This window comes from Kitasatospora sp. NPDC056731, assembly GCF_040687675.1.
Classification (GTDB): Bacteria; Actinomycetota; Actinomycetes; order Streptomycetales; family Streptomycetaceae; genus Kitasatospora.
This window is the reverse complement of sequence record NZ_JBFBNR010000002.1, coordinates 48,544-67,509: the sequence shown is the minus strand read 5'-3', so window position 1 is coordinate 67,509 and position 18,966 is coordinate 48,544. Positions and strand designations below refer to the sequence as shown.

16 protein-coding genes are annotated in these 18,966 nt (G+C 73.8%); 2 read left to right on the top strand and 14 right to left on the bottom strand.

All coding sequences use genetic code 11. From position 1 onward, the window contains the following. Positions 1–3: 3 nt before the first annotated feature. From AB0R04_RS02610 to lxmK, 6 genes are all read right to left on the bottom strand, one after another. On the bottom strand, positions 4–1,218 hold the full coding sequence (locus tag AB0R04_RS02610) for an alpha/beta hydrolase (protein ID WP_363367469.1): 1,215 nt from the start codon (positions 1,216–1,218) through the stop codon (positions 4–6). A 211-nt stretch (positions 1,219–1,429) separates the two neighbouring features. Then, complete coding sequence (locus tag AB0R04_RS02605) at positions 1,430–2,824, bottom strand: alpha/beta fold hydrolase (protein WP_363367467.1); 1,395 nt, start codon at positions 2,822–2,824, stop codon at positions 1,430–1,432. A gap of 204 nt (positions 2,825–3,028) precedes the next feature. Further along, positions 3,029–3,724: an alpha/beta hydrolase gene (locus AB0R04_RS02600; RefSeq protein ID WP_363367465.1), complete on the bottom strand. Its 696-nt coding sequence runs from the start codon at positions 3,722–3,724 to the stop codon at positions 3,029–3,031. Positions 3,725–4,048: 324 nt separating this feature from the next. Continuing rightward, positions 4,049–5,062, bottom strand: a complete 1,014-nt coding sequence (locus AB0R04_RS02595; RefSeq protein ID WP_363367463.1) for an LLM class flavin-dependent oxidoreductase — start codon at positions 5,060–5,062, stop codon at positions 4,049–4,051. 5 nt (positions 5,063–5,067) lie between these two features. Beyond that, the gene (locus AB0R04_RS02590) at positions 5,068–6,132 is read right to left on the bottom strand and encodes a T3SS effector HopA1 family protein (protein WP_363367462.1); all 1,065 of its coding nucleotides are present in this window, start codon (positions 6,130–6,132) and stop codon (positions 5,068–5,070) included. Next, complete coding sequence (lxmK, locus tag AB0R04_RS02585; RefSeq protein WP_363367460.1) at positions 6,129–7,304, bottom strand: class V lanthionine synthetase subunit LxmK; 1,176 nt, start codon at positions 7,302–7,304, stop codon at positions 6,129–6,131. Before lxmK ends, AB0R04_RS02590 begins: the two co-directional genes overlap by 4 nt. 236 nt (positions 7,305–7,540) lie before the next feature. On the opposite strand from lxmK, the gene AB0R04_RS02580 reads away from it, so the two are divergent. Continuing rightward, complete coding sequence (locus AB0R04_RS02580) at positions 7,541–7,708, top strand: hypothetical protein (RefSeq protein WP_363367458.1); 168 nt, start codon at positions 7,541–7,543, stop codon at positions 7,706–7,708. Between the two features lie 70 nt (positions 7,709–7,778). Here AB0R04_RS02580 and AB0R04_RS02575 read toward each other — a convergent pair whose 3' ends face one another. After that, entirely contained in the window at positions 7,779–7,910 is a 132-nt protein-coding gene (locus AB0R04_RS02575; RefSeq protein ID WP_363367456.1) for a hypothetical protein, read from the bottom strand. A 54-nt stretch (positions 7,911–7,964) separates the two neighbouring features. Here AB0R04_RS02575 and AB0R04_RS02570 point away from each other — a divergent pair, with 54 nt between their 5' ends. Then, the gene (locus AB0R04_RS02570; protein WP_363367454.1) at positions 7,965–8,129 is read left to right on the top strand and encodes a hypothetical protein; all 165 of its coding nucleotides are present in this window, start codon (positions 7,965–7,967) and stop codon (positions 8,127–8,129) included. On the opposite strand, the gene AB0R04_RS02565 is transcribed toward AB0R04_RS02570, so the two are convergent. From AB0R04_RS02565 to AB0R04_RS02535, 7 genes are all read right to left on the bottom strand, one after another. Next, positions 8,119–10,494, bottom strand: a complete 2,376-nt coding sequence (locus AB0R04_RS02565; protein WP_363367452.1) for a LuxR C-terminal-related transcriptional regulator — start codon at positions 10,492–10,494, stop codon at positions 8,119–8,121. The two genes, AB0R04_RS02570 and AB0R04_RS02565, sit on opposite strands and share 11 nt — an antisense overlap. A gap of 214 nt (positions 10,495–10,708) precedes the next feature. Next, positions 10,709–12,367 carry a multicopper oxidase family protein gene (locus tag AB0R04_RS02560; RefSeq protein ID WP_363367450.1) on the bottom strand — a complete coding sequence of 553 codons (1,659 nt, stop codon included), beginning with the start codon at positions 12,365–12,367 and terminating at the stop codon, positions 10,709–10,711. A 290-nt stretch (positions 12,368–12,657) separates the two neighbouring features. Beyond that, the gene (locus AB0R04_RS02555) at positions 12,658–13,713 is read right to left on the bottom strand and encodes a type III polyketide synthase (protein ID WP_363367448.1); all 1,056 of its coding nucleotides are present in this window, start codon (positions 13,711–13,713) and stop codon (positions 12,658–12,660) included. 343 nt (positions 13,714–14,056) lie between these two features. Next, positions 14,057–15,262: a cytochrome P450 gene (locus AB0R04_RS02550; protein ID WP_363367446.1), complete on the bottom strand. Its 1,206-nt coding sequence runs from the start codon at positions 15,260–15,262 to the stop codon at positions 14,057–14,059. 199 nt (positions 15,263–15,461) lie between these two features. Then, a complete protein-coding gene (locus tag AB0R04_RS02545) occupies positions 15,462–17,237 on the bottom strand; it encodes a glycoside hydrolase family 3 N-terminal domain-containing protein (RefSeq protein ID WP_363367444.1) in 1,776 nt (591 codons plus the stop codon). After that, positions 17,231–18,058 carry a tyrosine-protein phosphatase gene (locus tag AB0R04_RS02540; protein ID WP_363367442.1) on the bottom strand — a complete coding sequence of 276 codons (828 nt, stop codon included), beginning with the start codon at positions 18,056–18,058 and terminating at the stop codon, positions 17,231–17,233. Before AB0R04_RS02540 ends, AB0R04_RS02545 begins: the two co-directional genes overlap by 7 nt. 169 nt (positions 18,059–18,227) lie before the next feature. Further along, positions 18,228–18,830, bottom strand: a complete 603-nt coding sequence (locus tag AB0R04_RS02535) for a TetR family transcriptional regulator (protein WP_063352100.1) — start codon at positions 18,828–18,830, stop codon at positions 18,228–18,230. Between the last annotated feature and the right edge of the window lie 136 nt (positions 18,831–18,966).

Here is an 18,966-nt window from a genome sequence, read left to right as displayed (position 1 = left end):
GGATCAGGGGTGCTGGAAGGCGACCTCCGGGTCGGCCGGTGACGGGCCGTCGAGCAGTGGCTGCGGGATGCCGCGCAGGTGCAGGTCGAAGAAGGCCCCGACGTAGGCGCGGGTGATCTCCTCCGCGCGCTGTGCCGGGATCGGCACGGCGGGGCCGGTCACGCCCAGCTGTGCGGCGAGGACGGGCATGTCGGTGAAGCTGGAGTGGTCGGAGCCGGCGATGGTCAGCCACCGCTTCCAGCCGTCCAGGCGCGCCCAGTCGCGGTCCCAGCTGGTGTCCGCGCCGCCCGGGCTGTGGTTGGCCAGGGTGCCGAACATGAGGAAGGGGCGGCCCTGGAGGCCGGTGGCGGGGACCGGCGCGAAGAAGGTGCCGTCCATGTTCACCCCGGCTCGTACCCGGTCGTCACCGGCCATGGTCGCGGCGGCGGCGTCACCGCCGATGGAGTGCCCGGCCATGCCGATCCGCTGCGGGTCGATCATGCCGGCGTACCGCCACGGTGAGTGACGGTCGGTCAACTGATCGACGACGAAGGAGAGATCCGTGGCCCGGCTCCGGGCTATCGCCTCCAGAGCGTCGAGGGTGGGGGTCTGGTCGCAGACGGCGCAGGTGCGGGTCCGTCCGTCGGGGAAGGTCACACCGGTGGACTCGTAGGTGTGGTCGACCAGCGCGACGACGTGCCCGCGACTGGCCAGGTCCTCGGCGAGGCCGGTGAGGGTGGCACGCGGCAGCCCGAGGCCGGGCGAGAGCACCAGCAGGGGGAACCTGCCGCGCTCCGGCCGTGCGTCGGCGTGCGCGTAGGTGCGGGTGCCGCCAAGTGTCTCGGCCGGGACGGCGCCGCCCTGTGCCGCCTGCTGAAGCAGCAGCCGGGCCTCCTCGGTGGTCATGTAGGGGGCCGGACCGCCGGTCCCGGGCCGGGCCGGATAGTACGTCGACACCATCAGTTCCCGGGCGCCCGCGGCCGGCACCCAGGGATCCTGGCGGTGCTGGTCGACGAGGTGCAGGGTGCTGCGTCCGATCGCGTGCGGACCCGTCGGGCGGGGCAGCTCCAGGTGGACGCCGGAGCTGTCCGAGGCTGCGGAGGGAGCCGCGGAGGGGGCCGTGGAGGGAGCTGTGGCGGAGGGCCCGGGCGCGGCGAACGCCGCACCCGCTCCGATGATCGGCAGCGGCAGGACGAGCGTGAGCACGGCGGCCAGGGCAGCACGACGGATTCTGGTCATGCCGGCCACGCTAGTTCGCGGGCGCAGCAGTTGACATCCCCTCAGGGGAGGACGGGGAAGGGCGGTAAGGCATCCCAGCGGAGGAGGGCCGGGCATCCCAGCGGAGGAGGGCGGACGGGCCGACGCAACAGGCGGGCCGGCGCAACAGGCCGGACGGGCCGCGGCGGCGGGCCGTTCCGCCCCCGCGCGGAACGGCCCGCCGACGCTCCCGCTACTTCAGCAGGAAGTCGTACACCGCCTGCCGTCCGGCCGGGTTCGCCGCCCGGTTCTGCACCGAGTGCGCCGCCCCGGGCACGATCACGATCTGCGGGTCGTGTGCCAACTCTGCCTGCTGGTACAGCACTTCGTACGGCGTGGACAGGTCCCGGTCGCCGCCGAGCAGCAGCACCGGTACGTCCGGCAGCTTGCGGTGGTCCGACGGCGCCGGCGGCACCTGCTCGCGCGGCCAGTCGAGGCAGACCAGGAGGCTGCCGAGCCCGGTCGCGGTCGCCGGGTCGTACGGCCAGGTCTGCTCGGCGGTCAGCCGCTGTCGGGTGCGCTCCAACGCCGCCGCGCGGCCCGCGACGGGGGTGTCGGTGGTGCCCCACGGGAAGCGCGAGTCGGCGCACAGGGCGGCGGAGTGCAGCCCCTGGCTGAGCTCCTCGGCCGAGGCGGCGTCGACCTGCCGGCGGACCAGGTCGAAGAAGTCCTGGAGCTTCGCGGGCTGCCCGGCGGCGGCCTCGTGCAGGATCTCCGGGACCCCGCCGTAGTTCGGGTCGATGAACTCGTAGCCGGTGAGCGCACTCAGGATCTGCGCCCCGTTGCCGTACCGCCGGACCGTGGCGGCGAGGTCGGCGGCCGGGTCGGTGGTGCAGCCGGTGGCCTGGCAGGCGGCCCGCAGGACCCGGGCGCTCGCGGGCAGCGCGGCCAGGTCGAGGGGGTCGAAACCCTGTTGCGGCACCACCGAGTCGAGCACCAGCCGGGCCACGTGCGCCGGGTGGGCGAGCGCGTACCGCTCGGCGACGAAGCTGCCGTACGAGACGCCGTCCAGGGTGAGGCGCCGGTCGCCGAGGGCGCGGCGCAGCAGGTCGATGTCGGCGACGGTGTCCGCCGTGCTGTAGTGACGGGAGTTCGGGCCGAGGGCGGCGGCGCAGTCGGCGATCGACTGCTTGCGCGGCAGGGCGAGGTCGGAGGAGCCCATGTCCTCCTGGAGGCCCGGGCACTGGAGCGCGCCCCGGCCGGTGCCGCGCTGGTCGTACATCACCAGGCGGTAGTCCTTGAGGACGGGCTCCAGCTTGCCCGCCATCCGCTTCATCGCCGGGACGCCGGGCTGGCCGGGGCCGCCGGTGAGGAACAGCAGGTCGCCCTTGGGCGCCGTGGTGTTGCCGGTGACGGCCACCTCAAGGTCGAGGGTGCCGGGGGTGGCGCCGCTGTGGTCGAACGGGACGGTGAGGGTCCCGCAGCTGAACTCGGGTGCGTCCGGGCAGGGCGCCTGGCCGGTGATCCCGCCGACGCGGGCCGGTCCGGCCGTGGCGGCGAAGCCGACTGCGGGGGTGGCCAGGGTGGTGCCGGCGACCACCGCGACGGTGCCCAGCAGGGCGGCGACGCGGCCGCGCGTGCTCGTCATGTTCGTCCTTCCGCTCGCGCCGCGTCCGTGCTGACGCGGTCACGGAACCAGCCTGCGCCCCGGGGCTCTTCGACGGGGAGCGTTCGGACGGGATTCGACCTGAACGGACCGCCAGGACCCGAATGGCCCTGAAAGGCGGCCGGAACCCCCGGTGATGACACTCCCTGAAGGCGACTGGCCGCGATTCCGTGAATGTCACGGCCGTCACAGGCTCAGCAGCAGGTCCCGGATCGCTGCGGGCTGGGACAGGAACGGGTGGTGGCCGGCGTCGAGCTCGACGACGCCGCCGGCCCGGCGGGCGAACTCGCGCTGCAGTCGCGGCGGGGTGCCCCGGTCCTGAGCGCAGACGAGGTACGTCGACGGCGACTGCTGCCATGCGGCCGCCCCGACCGGCTGGCCGGTCACCCGCACGCTCTGCCGGGCGAGGTGGTCCGCCGCCTGCGCCTGGATCTCGGGGGCGCAGTCCTGGAGGAACGTGTCCACGAGCAGTTCGGGGCGGACCCCGAACGTGCCGGCGTCGGGGTCGACGTCGAGGAACGGGGCGGGGCCGCCGTCCCCGAAGTCCGACAGGCTCTGCCCGACCTCGGGCAGGTAGCTGGAGACCAGTAGCAGGTGGCGCACCGACCCGATTCCCGCGGCGGCTTCCGCGGTGACGATACCGCCGTAGCTGTGTGCGACCACGATGGTCGGCTCGTCACCGGCCTGCAGCACCTGGCGCACCGCGGCAACGTCCTCGGGCAGCCCCGGACCGCCGACACCGGCGGGCAGGCCCGCCTCGCCGCAGCTCGGTAGCGCCGGGGCCACGCTCAGCACCCCGTGCTCCTGCAGCAGCCCGGCGGTGCGGTGCCACCACCACGACCCGTCCCGCACACACGCCCCGTGCACGAACACCACCCTCATCGTTGCCTCCGCGTCTGCCTGGGCTGCCTGGGCTGTCCGGGCTGCCTTTCGATCAACGGTAGACGCGTCCGCACCATCACCTGAGCCGACTTCCACTTCGATGATCCCGAACACGACGCGGACCTCACCCGCAACACGCCCTCACGGCCATCGCCATGGACATCGAACGCCTCAGCGGCCGGTCGGTCACCGAGGAAGCCCCTTCGCCGAGATCACCGACCGCCTTCCAGACCTCTCTGGATCAGACCGACTTCTCCCGGCCGAAGTCCTGGAAAACCATTGGCACTTGGGCCCGATCGTCCCGGATCGCCAACAGCGTCGAGCTCAGCCGGCCCGTGGTCCCAGGTGGGTGAGGAGTTCGGTGAGGTCCGTCAGCGCGGCGTCCCACCCGTGGGCCAGCACCACGCCGGCGGGGTTCAGGACCACCTCGTCGACTCCGGCCGTCCCGTAGGCGGCGAGCTCGGTCGCCAGTTGGCCGGGCGAGCCGTAGAGGAAGACGCCGGACTCGACGAGTTCGCGGGCGCCGGCCACCGGGTCGCGAGTGTCCAGGTGCAGGCCCGCGCGGCGGAGCATGTCGGCGTAGTGCGGCGCGCCCAGGTGCCGGCCGGCGCCGTGCTGGGCCAGCACCATCGGGTGGCGGCCCGGCCGGGCGACGGCGGCGTGCACCACGGTCACCACGCGCGGCGGGGCCGCTGGTCTCGGCGGGGCCGCCACCCGGCCCGTCGTCGCTGCGCCTTCGGCCAGGGCGGGGACGAGGACCTCGGCCACGTAGCGGGGCGGGGTCATCCAGGTGATCGCGACGTCCGCGACCCGCCCGGCCGCGCGGGCCATGGCGGGTCGCAGGACGCCCGCGCCCAGCTCGACCGCCGGCGGGGGCTCCCCGTGCGGGAGCCGAAGCCCTGGCGCGGTGGAACCGGGGCCCGGTGCGGGCGGCCCGGCCGACCGGCCGTCCAACAGCGTGCGGACGGCCCCGATGTAGTCCGCCACGGCCTCGGCCGGTCGGGCGTAGGGGGCGCCCAACAGGCCGCCGACGAGCGAGGGTTCGCCCGCGCCGTAGCCGATCACCGGCCGGTGTCCGGTGAGCACGGCCAAGGACTGGGCCTGGGCGGCCGCCTCGAAGGGGTGCCGCAGGGCAGTCAGCGTGACCGAGAGTCCGACCGGGATCCGCTGCCCCGTACCGGCCAGCCAGGCCAGCGCCTGGTGGCTCTCCACCGCCAGGGACTGCCCGAGCCAGAGCCGGTCGGCCGCGCCGGCGCTCACCAGCGAGGCGAGCGCCGTCAGCGCGGTGAGGTCGGCCCGGTCGCGGAGGGCGTGCGGGAAGAGGACGGAGATCCGCATGCCGCTCAGCCGTTCCGCGAGGGGTCGGCGGGGTCGGTGGCCGCGTCGCGCAGCGCTCGGGCGACGGAGGCGGCGAGCGCCGATCCGACGGGGCCGTCCGGGGCGGCCGCGTGTCGCAGTACTCCTTCGGCCACCGCCGCCGCCCGGTGCTGGCCGAAGCTCCGGCCGCGCCACCCGGCCCTGGTGTCGCCGGGCTCGTCGGCGGTGGCGATGCCCGGCCCCAACGGGTGGGCGAAGACCGAGGTCTGCGCGCCGAGGCCGGGCAGGTCGCGCAGCGCCGCCGCCAAGGCCGTCAACTCGCCGGCGTGGGAACGGGGGAGGTAGAGCACGACCGCGTCGCGACGCGGGTACGACCAGGGCCGGGACAGCACCTTGGCCCGGTACCGCAGCGAACGGGCGGCCGACTCCCGGAGCAGCGCCGCCCAGAGCGCGGGCGCGGCGGTGGGGTCCTCGACGTGCAGGTAGAGCCGCCGCACCGACTCGCCCTCGTGCGGCCCGCCGTGCGGCCCGTCCACCAGCAGGAAGCCGGGCGACAGGGCGGGGCGGACGGCAGGCAGCTCGACGGTCACGGAGCTGTCCGCCGGTCGCGGGCCGTCGCTCCGGACGGCGGCGGCCGGGACGCGGACCGTCACGCCGCCCAGCTCGACCGTGAACTCCGTGGCGGCGCCCCCGGTTCCGGCCCCGGGCTCAGCCCCTGCCCCTGCCCCTGCCCCTGCCCCTGCCCCAGCTACGGCCCCGGTCCCGGCCCCGGCCCCGATCCCGGCCTCGGTCGGGACGGCGGCGCGCAGGCGGGCTGGGGCGAGCGTGTCCGCGTGCGGCGTCGCCGAGATCAGCTGCCGCTCGAACTCCACGTCACGGCGGGGCAGTCGAGTGGCGGTGCGGGACCGGTCCAGGCGCGACCGGTCGAGGCCGGCGTGCCACTGCTCGTAGAGCGCCGTGCTCAGGGCGATCCGCAGGCCGCGCGGCGAGTCGGCGCTGACGCGGTGGCCGTCCACCGTGATGGCCTGCGGGTACTCGGTGAGATCGATGCCGGTGAGCGCGGCCGCGAGCTGTTCGGACACGTGTGTCATGACGCCACCAGCCCGATCGCCTCGATGAACCGGTCCGGGGCGAGCAGTGCCCCGCGTCCCACACCGGCGATGCCCCGCTGAACCGCGCTCAGGGTGGGCCGGACGCTCGCGGTGGCCATGGTGCGGTCGAAGAGGTGCCAGCCGGCGTACCCGACCACCCGCTCGGCGAGTTCGGGATCGAGCCGGTCGGCGTGCTGCCGGTAGCCCTGCCAGAAGGCGCCGATCACGGGGAGGACCGCGGCCAGTTCGCGCTCTCCGCTGCGCATGAGGGTGCCGTGGGCGTCGGCGGGTCGGCCGCCGTCGGCCTCAGCGTCAATGGGGTCGACCTCCACGTCGACCTCGTCGGTGTCGACGCCGGTGAACATCCGGCTCGCCGCCCGGTACAGCCACTGCCCGACGAAGCCGCCGAGGTCGATCGCAGGGTCGGCGAGCTGGAACTCCTCCCAGTCCGTCAGCTGGAGCGTGCCGTCGCAGAGCAGGAACTGGTCCAGCCGCAGGTCGCCGTGGACCGGACGGTGGTCGGCGGCGGCCGAGCGGGCGTCCAACGCGCGCAGGGCGCCGTGCAGTCGGCGGTCCTGCTGGAGCAGGCCCCAGAGGGCCAGTTCGGCGCCGCTGCTCGCGGTGTACTCGGCCACGGTCAGCGCGGCCAGCCGGTGGCCGGTGCGCGCGCCGGGGCGGGGCTTCGGTCGGACGTCGGCCGTCGGGAAGCCGTGCAGCTCGGCGAGCGCCCGGCCGGCCCGCCGGGCGAGTGCGGTGTCGAAGCCGTCCTCGTCGGCGAGGGTGTTCCCGGTGACGGCGTCCGCCAGCAGGTCGAAGACCAGCACCAACCGCTTCCGGTCGCCGCCGAGCAGCGCCGGCGACTCCCAGGAGAGTGCGCCGGCCCCGGTCCGGGCCGACTCGAAGGCGCAGGAGCGGTCGTAGCGGTCGGTTCCGTCGGGGGCCTGGCCGTCGAGCCGTTTGATGAAGACGCCGGTGCCGTCCGTGGTGCGTCCCGCCCACGAGTCGTTGCGGCCGAGATGGCTCACCAGGCTGTCCGGGTCCAGCGGGGCGAAGCCCAACGCGGCCAGTGCCACCGGCACTTCGGGCGCGTACTCGAAGAGGCCCGGGGTGCGGCCGGGGCCGGCCCGGTCGGCTGCCGGCGTTGCCGGTGGGGTCGAGACTGTCGCTGCCATGGCGGCCACGCTAGGGATCCCGACGGGCGGTCACCACGGGCAGGATCCTGTCATGCCCGAGCGGGCAAGGGGCAGGATGCCCCCACTTTCCTGCTACTGGGCACTGGCATCGAACGCCTGATCTGCTGGGGGCGGTCGAGGAACCCGCACCTCGCCGAAATCCGAAACCGAAGCCGAAACCGAAGCCGAAACCGGGCCCGATCCGAGCTCGAATCCGACGAGTCGAGAGGATAACCATGAGTACTACTGACCTGATGGGCGGCTACGCCGCCTACACCACCCCGAACGCCGCGATCGCGGAGCTCGCCAGCACCGGCGTCGCCGGCGTCCCGGCAGAGCTGGAGATCTCCCCGAGCGTCACGATCGTCATCCTCTCGCTCGTCACGTTCACCGTCATCGGCTGACGGACTCGTCGAGCGTCACGCCGTCCGGGCCCCGCCGCGCGCTGCGAGCGAGGCCCGGCGGCTACGCCGCCTACACCACTCCGAACGCGGCGATCGAGAAGCTCGCCAGCACTGGCATCACGGCCGAGCTGGAGTTCACCCCGGTCCTCACGGTCACCCCGTGGACCGAGGCGATCTCCCTGGCGGTGGTCTCCATCGCCACCGGCTGTGATCCGCTCGTAGACCTGATTTCCCCTCCATCTCAAGGGAGTTCGACATGAGTACCGCCGACCTGATGGGCGGCTACGACGCCTACACCACCCCGAACGCCGCGATCGCGGAGCTCGCCAGCATCGGCATCGACGGCGCCCCGGCAGAGCTGGAGTTCGCCTCGATCCCCACGATCATCGTCACGCCCGGCACGTTCAGCATCATCGGCTGACGGACTCGTCGAGCGTCGCGTCGTCCGAGCCCCGCCGCGCGCTGCGAGCGAGGACCGGCCGACGGCCGGAGCGGTGCACCCAGCCCGCGACGCCGACCCGTGAGGAGCACTGCAACCGCCGCATCGTCTCGCGGAGGTGGTTGACCACCGTCCACTCCGAAATGCCCAAGTGGCTCGCGATCTGATGGTTGGTCAATCCGTCGGCCACCAGGAGCGAGACCTCCAGTTGGCGGCTGGTCAGCTGCTGCTTCGGTGGCGCCTTGATGGAGTTCGACTCAGCGAGGGAGAGGGAGCAGAGCAGGTCCAGGAGCGCGGTGGCCGCGCCGGTTGCCAGCGCGTGGGTGAACTCGTCCTCGGCGAGCCGGCGGCGGATGCCGGGCAGCAGCCGAGCGGTGGCCAGGTCGGGATCCGCGGGGTCGCCGGGAATGCCGGCTCGCCCCGGATGGAAGCTGCCCAGCAGCCGGGCGGCGTCGGTCGCCCGCGCCGGTGCGGGACGCAGGGGACTCGCGACCAGGCCGACCAGCGCGCCGAGCGTGGCGACCGCGCCGAGTGGGCGCAGCTGGGCCAGCCCCTCGACGTAGTGGGCGCGGGACGCGGACGGATCGCCGCCGGCGGCGGCGAGCAGGCCCAGGTGCAGCAGGGCCGTTCCGGCCAGCAGCACGTCCCCCCAGCGCCGGGCCGCGGTCAGCACCCGGCCCGCCAGTGCGCCACCGGGCCCGGTCCGGCCGAGCCGAAGCTCGGCCAGGGCCGCCTCCAACTCGACGCGCAGGGCCGCCGGTTCGCCGCCGGCCGCGCGGAGGAGCGCTGCTGCCCCGGCGAGTGCGGCGAGGGCTCGGTCGGGGTCCCGGTCGCATCCGGTCAGGCCCCGCAGCCGCAGGAGTCGGGCCGCCGTGGAGGGTTCGTCGGGCGTGGTCCGGGATCGGTCGGGCACGGATGAGGCCGCCTCGGCTTCGTCCAGCAGGGCACTCGCCAACTCGTGGTCGCCGTCGAGCAGTCGGGCCTCGGCGCGGATCAGCGCGAGCCGGACCCTCACTCGCCCACCGGTGATGCCGGTGGGATCGGCGACACCGGCAGGATCAGTGGGGCTGGTAGGGCTGGTGGGACTGGTGGTGCCGAGCGGCACGGCGGGCCGGTCGGCCCAGTCCGGGCCGAGGCCGACGACTCGGGCGTGGGCGAGCAACTGCTCCATCAGGTCGAGGGCCTCGACAGTGAACCCGTGCCGGCTCAGCGTGTCGACCGCCAGCCGGAAGTTGGCCTCCTCGACGCGCAGGGCGAGCAGGGCTGCCGGATGGTCGCCGGCGGCCAGCCGCCGGGCGGCCCCGGCGGCGAGCCGGGCGTAGTAGCGCGCATGGCGGAGCGTGAGGACGACGAGCGGACCGCTGGCGGGCCGGACCTCGGGCAGGTCGCCGAACGGCACGTACAGTCGCGTCTCGGCCGCACCGTCCAATCGGCCGGACGGCCGGTCCTCCAGCGTCAGCGACTGCCGATCGAGCAGGGCCTCCAGCGCCGCCGGGAAGGCGCTCGGCGCGATCCCGGACACCGCCCGGAGCGCCTCGGGCCCGAACCCGCCGGCGAACAGGGGTGTGCAGGACATCAGCCGCGCCGCGTCGGCGCCGAGCGGGCCGCACCGCCCTGATGGCCGCCCCACCGGTCCCCCCGCCTCTCGTCCCGACAACCGGTCCGGCGACGGGACGGGAGGCCGGACGGGCGGCTCGACATAGGCGGCCACCAGGCGGCCCGCCCCCGCCCCGCCGAGTGCGGCCAGCACGGTGCCGACGCCCTCCAGCGCCGCCACCCGGGCCGCGAGCACCAACGCCCCTGGCAGGCCCCGGAGTTCCACGCAGATCCGGCCCACGGTCTGCTGGTTCCGGGAGGTCACCGTGAAGCCCGGGCTCCAGGCCCGCCGGGCGGCCGTGAAGACCTGCACCGCGGGGGTGCGACAGAAGGCGTCCAGGCCGGTCGGCGACCAGTCCACCGGAACGGCCAGCGGGTCCACCCGGTACGCCACGCCGGCGCCGGCGGGTGGCAGCCGACCGGTGGCGAGCAGCTTCGCCCCACGCGGGGCACACCGGGCCAGCAGCGCCAGGTAGTCGTCCGGCTCGATCTGATCGGCCGTCAGAAGCTCGACTGGTCCCGGAGTTCCGGCCGTCCCGCCCGCCGCCCGGTACTGCTCGGCGACCGCGAGCGCCAGCCGGGTCTTGCCGCTGCCCGGGAGGCCGTGCAGCAGCACGCCGGGTACGGCGGGGTCGGCGAGCAGCCGCAGCAGCTCGGCCGTCTCACGTGCTCGCCCGAACAGCTCACCCGCGAAGGCCCGGTGGTCCGCGGGTTCCTGCCGGGGGATGCCGGACTCGAACAAGATGGTCATGGACGGCTCCAGAGCTGGCTCCGCCCGCCTACACAGCGCAGGTGCGCCGGCGGGATCGTCCGTACTGATCCTGGACGGCGGCGCCGACCGGCGGTATCCCAGACTTCTGGGACGCCGCCGGTTCAGCACCGCCGGTTCAGCACCGCCGGTTCAGCATCGGCGCGCGGCCAGGCTCAACCCCTCGTCCGGACCGGCCTGCCGTTCGGTTCCGGATTCACCTCAGCCCCCGGTGCCGGCGGCGGCCCACGTGGTGGTGGTGCCGGTTGCGCCGTCGCCACCGCCGTCGACCGGCTCCTGCCGCCGAGGCCCCGGACGCCGACGCTCCAGTGGACCGGGACGAGTCGGCGAAGGCGTCGTCCGACTCCCGACCGGAGTCCTTCGATCCCGCGGGCAGCACGTCGATCCGGCCCATCTGGCCGTGCGAGGAGTGCACCATGTGGTGGCAGTGGTAGACGTACTCGCCCGGGTACTGGCCCCAGGTCATGGCGATCCGGACGCTCTCCCCCGGGTGGACTGTGACGGTGTCCTTCAGCCCGGCCTCGGCCGGGCCGACCGCCACCCCGTCACGGTCCAGCACGCGGAACTGCACCAGGTGGGTGTGGAAGGAGTGGGGGGCGTGGAAGACCCCGGCCGGCTGGCGGGTGAGGTGGTTGCGGATCGTCCAGATCTCGCTGCTGCCGACGGTGGTCCGCACGTCGGTCCGTTTCGGGTCGTACTTGCGCCCGTTGATCCTGGCGTCCGGGAAGGTCGTCAGCGCGAACTCCCGGTGCACCGTCGCCTTCGGGATCGGCGGCAGGGTGGCCAGGACGTCCGGGATCCGGCTCCGGTCCTCGGCCGTCCGGGTGATGTCGAAGCGCAGTACCTCGGGCCGCTCGCTCTCCAGCGCGGCCGTGTTCTCCAGCACCACCGATCCGCCGACCGGGTAGCGGGCGAAGTCGACGACGATCTCGGCGCGTTCCGCGCCGGTCAGGGTCAGCTCGTGCAGCGTCACCGGCGCGGCGAGCAGTCCGCCGTCGGAGGCGATCTGGATGAACGGCTGGCCGTCGGCGAGGCGCAGCGACACATGGCGGTTGGGCGAGACGTTGAAGACCCGCAGCCGGTACTTGCGCGCGGCCACCTGGAAGTAGGGCCGCTCCTTGCCGTTGACCAGCATGTGCGGGCACGCGTACGGGTCGGTGTAGACCAGCCTGCCGTCGGTCTCGATCCGGGCGTCCCGGATCAGCAGCGGGATGTCGAACTCACCGTTCGGCAGCGGCAGGCCGCTCTCGTTCGGGTCGCTGAGCAGGTAGGCGCCGGCCAGGCCGCGGTAGACGTTCTCGGCCTCCAGCTCGTGCGCGTGGTCGTGGTACCAGAGCGAGGCGGCCACCTGCTCGTTGGGGTAGCGGTACTCGCGGGTCTCGCCGGGCTTGACGAGGTCCATCGGCAGGCCGTCGTAGCGCGAGTGCACCTGGCCGCCGTGCAGGTGGACGGAGGTGTGCACGCGCAGGTCGTTGGTCTGCTGGACCACCACCTCCCGGCCTCTGACCGCCCGGATGGTCGGACCGGGGAAGCAGCCGCCGAAGGTCCGGACGGTGGTCAGCAGGCCCTTGACGATCTCCGCCTGGGTATCGGCCATCCGTAGCCGGTACAGGTCCGAGGAGTCCGTCCGCGACACCGGGCTCAGCACCGGGGGCACCGGCATGGCGTGCTCGAAGGGGGTGATCCGGGCGGCCGACCGTTTGGCCTCCGACCTGGCCGGCGCGGCTTGCGCGGCCGGCGCGGCCGACAACGCCAGGGACGAGACCCGGGCCCCGCCCGGTGCGCGGTCCCAGGGGAAGAGGACCGCCGGGCCGCCTATCGCGGCGGCTTTCAAAAGGTCTCGTCGGTTCAGCATTCCCGGTCTTTCCGTCCAGGGCCGGGCGGTCGGTACGCCGCCGGGCCAGTGGTCGCCGGTCGTGGCTTCCGGCGGCCCTGCTCGGTGGCCGCCGCGCCCACGACGGCGCGGGCCGGGCCTGTCGGACCGTAACGCCGACGCGACGTTCCGTCACTGCCCGTTGGCTCAGTATCGGCGAGCTTCGCGCGCTCCGCAGCGCGACCGCACCTGCCCGGGACCGGCCGGCACTGGCGCCGGACCGGCCCGGCCCAGCCCAGCCCCGGCCCGGCCCAGCCCGACCTGGCCGCCGTTCAGGATTCCGGCGACGCCCAGGTGCCCAGGGACATCTCGGCGGTGATCCCCGGACCGAACCCGGCCAGCAGCCCCTGGTGCCCGTCGAGGGCCGACTCCTCGTCGAACATCCGGGCCAGGGCGTCGAGCACGACCGCACTGGCGATGTTGCCGTACTGGGTGAGGGTGGCCCGGCTGAAGCGGAACGCCTCGGGCGGCACCTCCAGGAAGCGGCTGAGGTCGTCCAGGATCCGTGGACCGCCGGCGTGGACGATGTAGAAGTCCAGCGTGCCCACGTCCCACTGGTGCTGCTCCGCCACCGCGCGCAGGGCCGGGCTGAGCGGCTCCATCGTCCCCGGCACCCTCTTGTCCAGCTGGAAGTGGAATCCGGTGGGGCGGACCGCGTAGGAGATCCACTCCTCGGTGTCCGGGATGAGGTACGAGCCGTTGCGTTCCAGCCGCATTCCGGTCCCGCCCTCGCCCCGGACCACGGCGGCGGCGATCCCGTCGCCGAACAGGCCGTTGGACAGCAGCGAGCCCACGCCCAGGTCCGTGGGCTGGTAGCACAGCGAGCAGAACTCGCAGGCCACGATCAGCACGTTGGCGCCCGGGTAGGCCGAGCAGAAGTCATGGGCCCGGTTCACCGCCGCACCGCCGCCCGCACACCCCAGTTGGGCGATCGGCAGCTGCCGGGTCTCCGGCCGGAAGCCCAGCCGGTTGATCAGCCACGCCGTGAGCGACGGCATCATGAAACCGGTGCACGACACATAGACGATCAAGTCGATCTGGGAGGGCTCCACTTGGGCCTGATTGAGGGCCCTGACCACCACCGCCGGGACGCGGGCCTTCGACTCCGCCGCGAAGACGGCGCTCCGCTCGTCCCACCCCGGGTGCTTCAGCACCACCTCGATGGGCTGGATCAGGTGCCGCTTGCGCACTCCGGTGTTCTTGATGAGGCGCAGCGCCAGTTCGAGTTGTGGGTGGTCGGGGTGGAGCCTGCGCGCCAGTTCGATGGTCTCCTCGTTGGTGATGACGTGCTCGGGTACGTCGATCGCCGGTTTGCACAGAACTGCCACGGGATTTCCTCCTGACGAGCGGTGTTCCCGGTACGACCCTGGCGGGGGCGGGATTCACCACTCGACGGCAGCCGCTGCGAGCCGGACGCGCGGAGGGCGCGGTCGGCGGGACGCACCGGGCGGGACCCAACTCAGCGGCCGACGAGCCGACCGGGCGAGCATCGGATGATCGCGGTGCGGACGGTCGTGCTGGCCGCAAGTTGGTTCAGGCCACCTAGCCCAATTTACGGAAGGCGGGCCCGTCCCGCATGTCGGCCCGCACACCCCGGGGTGTGCGGGCCGATGTACGCGGTGTTTCCGGCAGCGGGTGGCTGCGGGCGGCCGCCGGGGCGTGGGGGCACCGTCACCAGGTGACCGGCAGCGCCAGCGGATAGCGCCAGATGGACGTGGTGTTCCACGCCAGCTCCGCGGCCGGCTTCGCCAGCGCGATCCTGGGGAAGCGCTCCAGCAGCGTCCCGAGGGCGACTTCGAGTTCGGTGACGGCCAGCGGCGCGCCGAGGCAGTGGTGCGCACCCCAGCCGAAGGTCATGTGGGAGGGGCTGGTCCGCTCCAGGTCCAGCTCGTCGGGCCGGTCGAACCTGCGGCCGTCCCGGTTGGCCGTCAGGTAGGAGACGTGCACGATGTCCCCCGCCGGGATCGTCACCCCGCTCAGCTCCACGTCCTCAAGGGCCACCCGGGGGATGCCGACGCCCTTGCGGAAGGGGATGAAGCGCAGCAGCTCCTGGAGCGTGCGGGAGAGCGTCTCGGGCCGCTCGCGCAGTGCGGCGAGCACGTCGGGCCGGCTGAGGATGGTGTACGAGAGGTTGCCGAGCTCGTACGTCGTGGTGTCCTGGCCCGTGATCAGCAGGACCATGGCCATCACGGTGAGTTCCTTCTCGTCGAGGACCTCGTCGCCGTCGCGGGCCGTGGCCAGCACGCTGATCAGGTCGTCGCCGGGGTTCCTGCGCCGTTCGGCGGTCAGCTCGGCGAAGTACGCCCGCAGGTCGGCCTTGGCCCGTACCGCGTTCGGCTTGTTGGCCAGGCTCACGTCCATCATCGTCCGGGCGTTGGCGCGCAGCTGGGCGCTGTCGGCCTCGGGGATCTCCAGGACCTCGCAGATCGTGATCAGCGGGAGCGGATGGGCCAGGTGCTCCATGAGGTCGGCCGGGGGGCCCTGGTCCCGCATGCGGTCCAGCAGCCCGTTCACCACGTGCTGGGTACGGCCCCTCATCCGCTCGATGTGGTCGGGGGTGAAGCCCTTGGACACCAGGCTGCGCAGGCGGGCGCTGGCGGGAGGGTCCATGACGTTGATCGCCTCGGCCTGGACGATCGGCTCCGGGGTCATGCGCGGGAAGTCCCGGCCGACGATGGCGTGGCGGCTGAACCGCCGGTCGGTGGTCACCGTGCGCACGTCGTCGTAGCCCGTGACGAGCCAGGCCTCCCCCTCGCCGTAGGGGAGGCGGATGCGGCTGACCGGTGCGTCGTTCATGAGCTGCCGGAGCGTCGGGTCGAACTCTAGGGTCTCGGCGAAGTCGAACGGGCAGTTCCGTGCGCTGGAGTCGGTGGACATGCGGACCTCCAGGTCTGGGCCGCGCGGGCCGGATGGGGGAGGCGGACGGAATGCACCGGTACCCGATCGCTCGGCCGCACACACCGGTGAACGGGCGAGAGCGCCGGTAATTCATCCGGGCTGATCAGCGGCTCGGATCCACCCGCACCGGGGCCTGCCACTGGTGATGGCAGGCCCCGGCGGCCCCGGCCAGGGTGCCTCAGATCTCCCCGGCAGCCCGGTGCCCGTGCCGGAAGAGCGGGGCGCGGGTGTCGAAGGGCACGTCCTCGCGGCAGGCGGCGACGGCGGCGTCCGAGCGGGGGAGGTCGAACGGGAGCGTCGCGGTCATCGGGGCCCGGCCGAGCGCGGCGTCCAGCACGACCTCGTCCGCGGCGCCGAACTCGCCGATCAGCAGCGCCGCGTGCGGGGCGAGCGGGGTGAGCACGGCGGGCCGCTCCAGCTGGGCGGCGAACACCGTGGGCACGGTGGCGGCCAGCGCGGTGAGGCGGTCGACCTCGGCCGGCTCGAACTCCAGCGAGCCGCTGTGGAAGTGCTGCTCCAGCATCCCTTCGCGCCGCTCGTACGGGGTGGCGAGGCGGATCACGGCCAGCTCGGCCCGCTCCGGGTCCTCGACGAGGGTGCCGTACCCGGCGGCGACGGCGGGGTCGATGCCCTCGACGTACAGCCGGGTGGCGGTGCGCGGCCCGCCGGCCAGGTGGACCACCGAGCGGCGCTGGACCTCGCGGCCGAGCGCCCGGCCCTCCGGGGCGCCGACCAGGTCGGCGACGGCCTCCGGGTCGACGTACGGGTCGGCGAAGAGGCCGAGGCGGAACTTGTCGCGCAGGATGCGGCGGACCGACTCGTCGAGCCGGGCCTCGGTGACCGCGCCGGAGCGGACGGCGGCCAGGATCAACTCCGGATCCGTCTCGCCGCCGAGCTGGTCGGCGCCCGCGTCCAGGGTGAGCACGACCTGCTCGGCGACGGACAGCTCCTCGACGCCCCAGTGCCGCGGGGGCAGCGTGACCACTCCGGGGACGTCCATGCCGGTGATGGCGTTGAAGTCGGTGCAGACCACGCCGTCGAAGCCGTAGCGCCCGCGCAGCAGGCCGGTGATGACGTCCCGGTTGAAGTTGGCGCCGACCTCGGCGAGGCCGCTGCCGGAGGGGATCGCGTAGGCGGGCATGATCTGCGCGGTGCCCGCGGCGAAGGCCGCCTCGAAGGGGCGCAGGTGGGTCTCGAACTCGCCGCCGGGGTAGACCAGTCGGCGCCCGGCGGCGAAGTGCGAGTCCTCGCCGCCGGCCTGCGGGCCGCCGCCGGGGAAGTGCTTGGTCATGCAGGCGACGCTGTCCGGGCCGATCGGCCCGCCCTGGAGGCCCTCGATGTAGGCGGTGATCATCCGCGAGGCGCGCTCCGGGTCCTCCCCGAAGGTGCCGCTGATCCGGGCCCAGCGGGGCTCGGTGGCGAGGTCGGCCATCGGGTGGATGGCGACCCGGATGCCGACGGCGCACAGCTCGCGGCGGATCAGGTCGGCGTAGCGGCGCACCAGGTCGGGGTCGTCGGTGGCGGCGAGGCCGATCGGCTCGGGGCCGGTGCTGAAGCCGCCGCCGGTGTGGGCGGTGGCCGGGTTGGCGGTGAAGCCGTGCCGGGGGTCGGAGGAGAGGGTGACGGGGATGCCCAGCCGGCCGGCCGCGGCGAGGCCCTGGACGTGGTTGTTCCACTCGGCCATCGCGCGCGGGTCGGGGACGGCCATCATGGCGAAGTGGGTGAGGCCGCGCTCGGTGATCAGGCGGGCGCCGGAGGGGAACGGGCCCTGGTCGCCGGGGAGCATCCGGCCGTGCAGCATCAGCGCGGCCTTCTCCTGCAAGGTCATCCGGGTGAGGAGGTCCTCGACCCGCTCCTCGACGGGCAGCCGCGGGTCCTCGTAGGGCTCCATGGTGCCGTTGTGGTTGAGGTCGCGGAAGGGCGTGCCGTCGGTGTGCCGCAGCAGGGTCAGCATGCCGTCACCTCGGCGGTGTTCGACGCGGCGGTACGGGCGGCGGTACCGGCCTCGGTGCGGGCGGCGGTGCGGGCCTCGGTGTGGGCGGCGGTGCGGGCGGCGGCCTTGGCGCGGAAGGCGTCCAGGGTCTCGGCGGTGACCCCGCAGGCGGTCAGGAAGCCCTCGGCGCCGCCGTGCTTGGCGCGGACCAGGTCGAGGAAGGTGCTCATCGCCCCGGCGGGGGCCTCCAGCAGCGGGGCGGGGACGACCATCCGGCCGGCCTCGACCTCGTTGAGGGCGGCGCGGTTGCGGTCGGCGAGGCCGGCCCAGATCTGCCCGATCGCCTCGTTGGTGCGGGCGTAGTCGGCGACGATCTCCTCGGCGGGCACCCCGAGCAGTTCCAGCAGCAGCGCGGTGAGCAGTCCGGTGCGGTCCTTGCCGGCCGCGCAGTGCACCAGCACGCCGCCCGGGCGGACGACGGCCTCGACGGCGGCGGCCAGTCCCTGCGGCGTGGACTCGGCCATCAGCAGGTAGAAGGCGCCGAGGTCCTCGGCGGTGGTCATGGCCCGCATGGCCTGCGCCAGTTCGTCGTTGGTCGGCTCGATCCGGGCGAGGACGACGGCGATGCCGGCGGCCTCGGCGGCGGCCCAGTCCTCGGGGCGGCTCTCGGACTCGCCCCGGAGGTCGACGATGGTGGTGATGCCGTGCTCGCGCAGCTGGGCGACGACGGCCTCGTCGGCGGCGGGGAAGGGCTGGGCGGAGCGGAACAGGGTGCCGGGGCGGACCCATCGGCTCGCGGGGTCGGCGAGCGCTGCGGGGTCGCGGAAGTTGACCAGGGACATGCGGGGGCCTTTCGGGAAGTGCGAAGCAGGTGGTGAAGGTGCGCGGCGGGCCGCGCGAGGGGGGCGGGCAGGGCGGAGAAAGGGCGCGCGGTGCCGTCCGGACGGCCGGCGGCATCGCCCAGGGGTGTCGCGGTGACGGGGTGTAGGGGTGTAAGGCTGTCGGCTCGGGTCAGCCGGCGGTGTCGAGCACGTCCCGGTAGGCCTGGCGCCATTCGGCCACCGTGCCGGTCTCGGACGCGATCAGGACGTGGTGGCGCACCATGCCGCCGAACTGCGCGCCGAGCGCGGTCGGACGCAGGTCTGTGGCCGGGTCGACGCCGAGCCGCTCGGCCGCGATGGTGACGGTGCGTTCGGTGAAGCCATCGATCACGACCACGGCGTAGTTGTGCACGGAACCCTGTACCTCGATCAGGCTCCGGCGCAGCCGGCGGCGGCGCTCGGTGTGCTCGACGGGCTCTTCGAGCCGGCCGCCGGTGGCGGTCAGCGCGTGGTCGAGCGCGGCCCAGAGCGGGAGTTCGGCGGGGGCGGCGGCGAAGGCGTCGAGGATGGCCTGGCCGAAGTCCCAGCCGAACAGCAGAGCCTCCTTGGCCGGGTAGTAGCGGAAGAACGTGCGGTGGGCGATGTCGGCGCGGCGGCAGATCTGGTCCACGGTGGTGCGCTCGAAGCCCTGCTCCTCGAAGAGGTCGAGCGCCGCGGTGCGGATGCTGTCGCGGGTGCGCGCCTTCTTGCGGTCGCGCATGCCCTGCTCCGCCGCGGTGTCCGTCCCCTGCATGGTTCTTCCGTTTCCTCTCGGTGAGTTGAGTGTGGATGGGGCCGCCGAGGGGGCGGCTGTCAGTACCGAATCACGTCCGACCGTGCTCGCTCAAGGCGAGTGCCGACTCTTCCGGGTCTCGTCATCTGAAATTTGC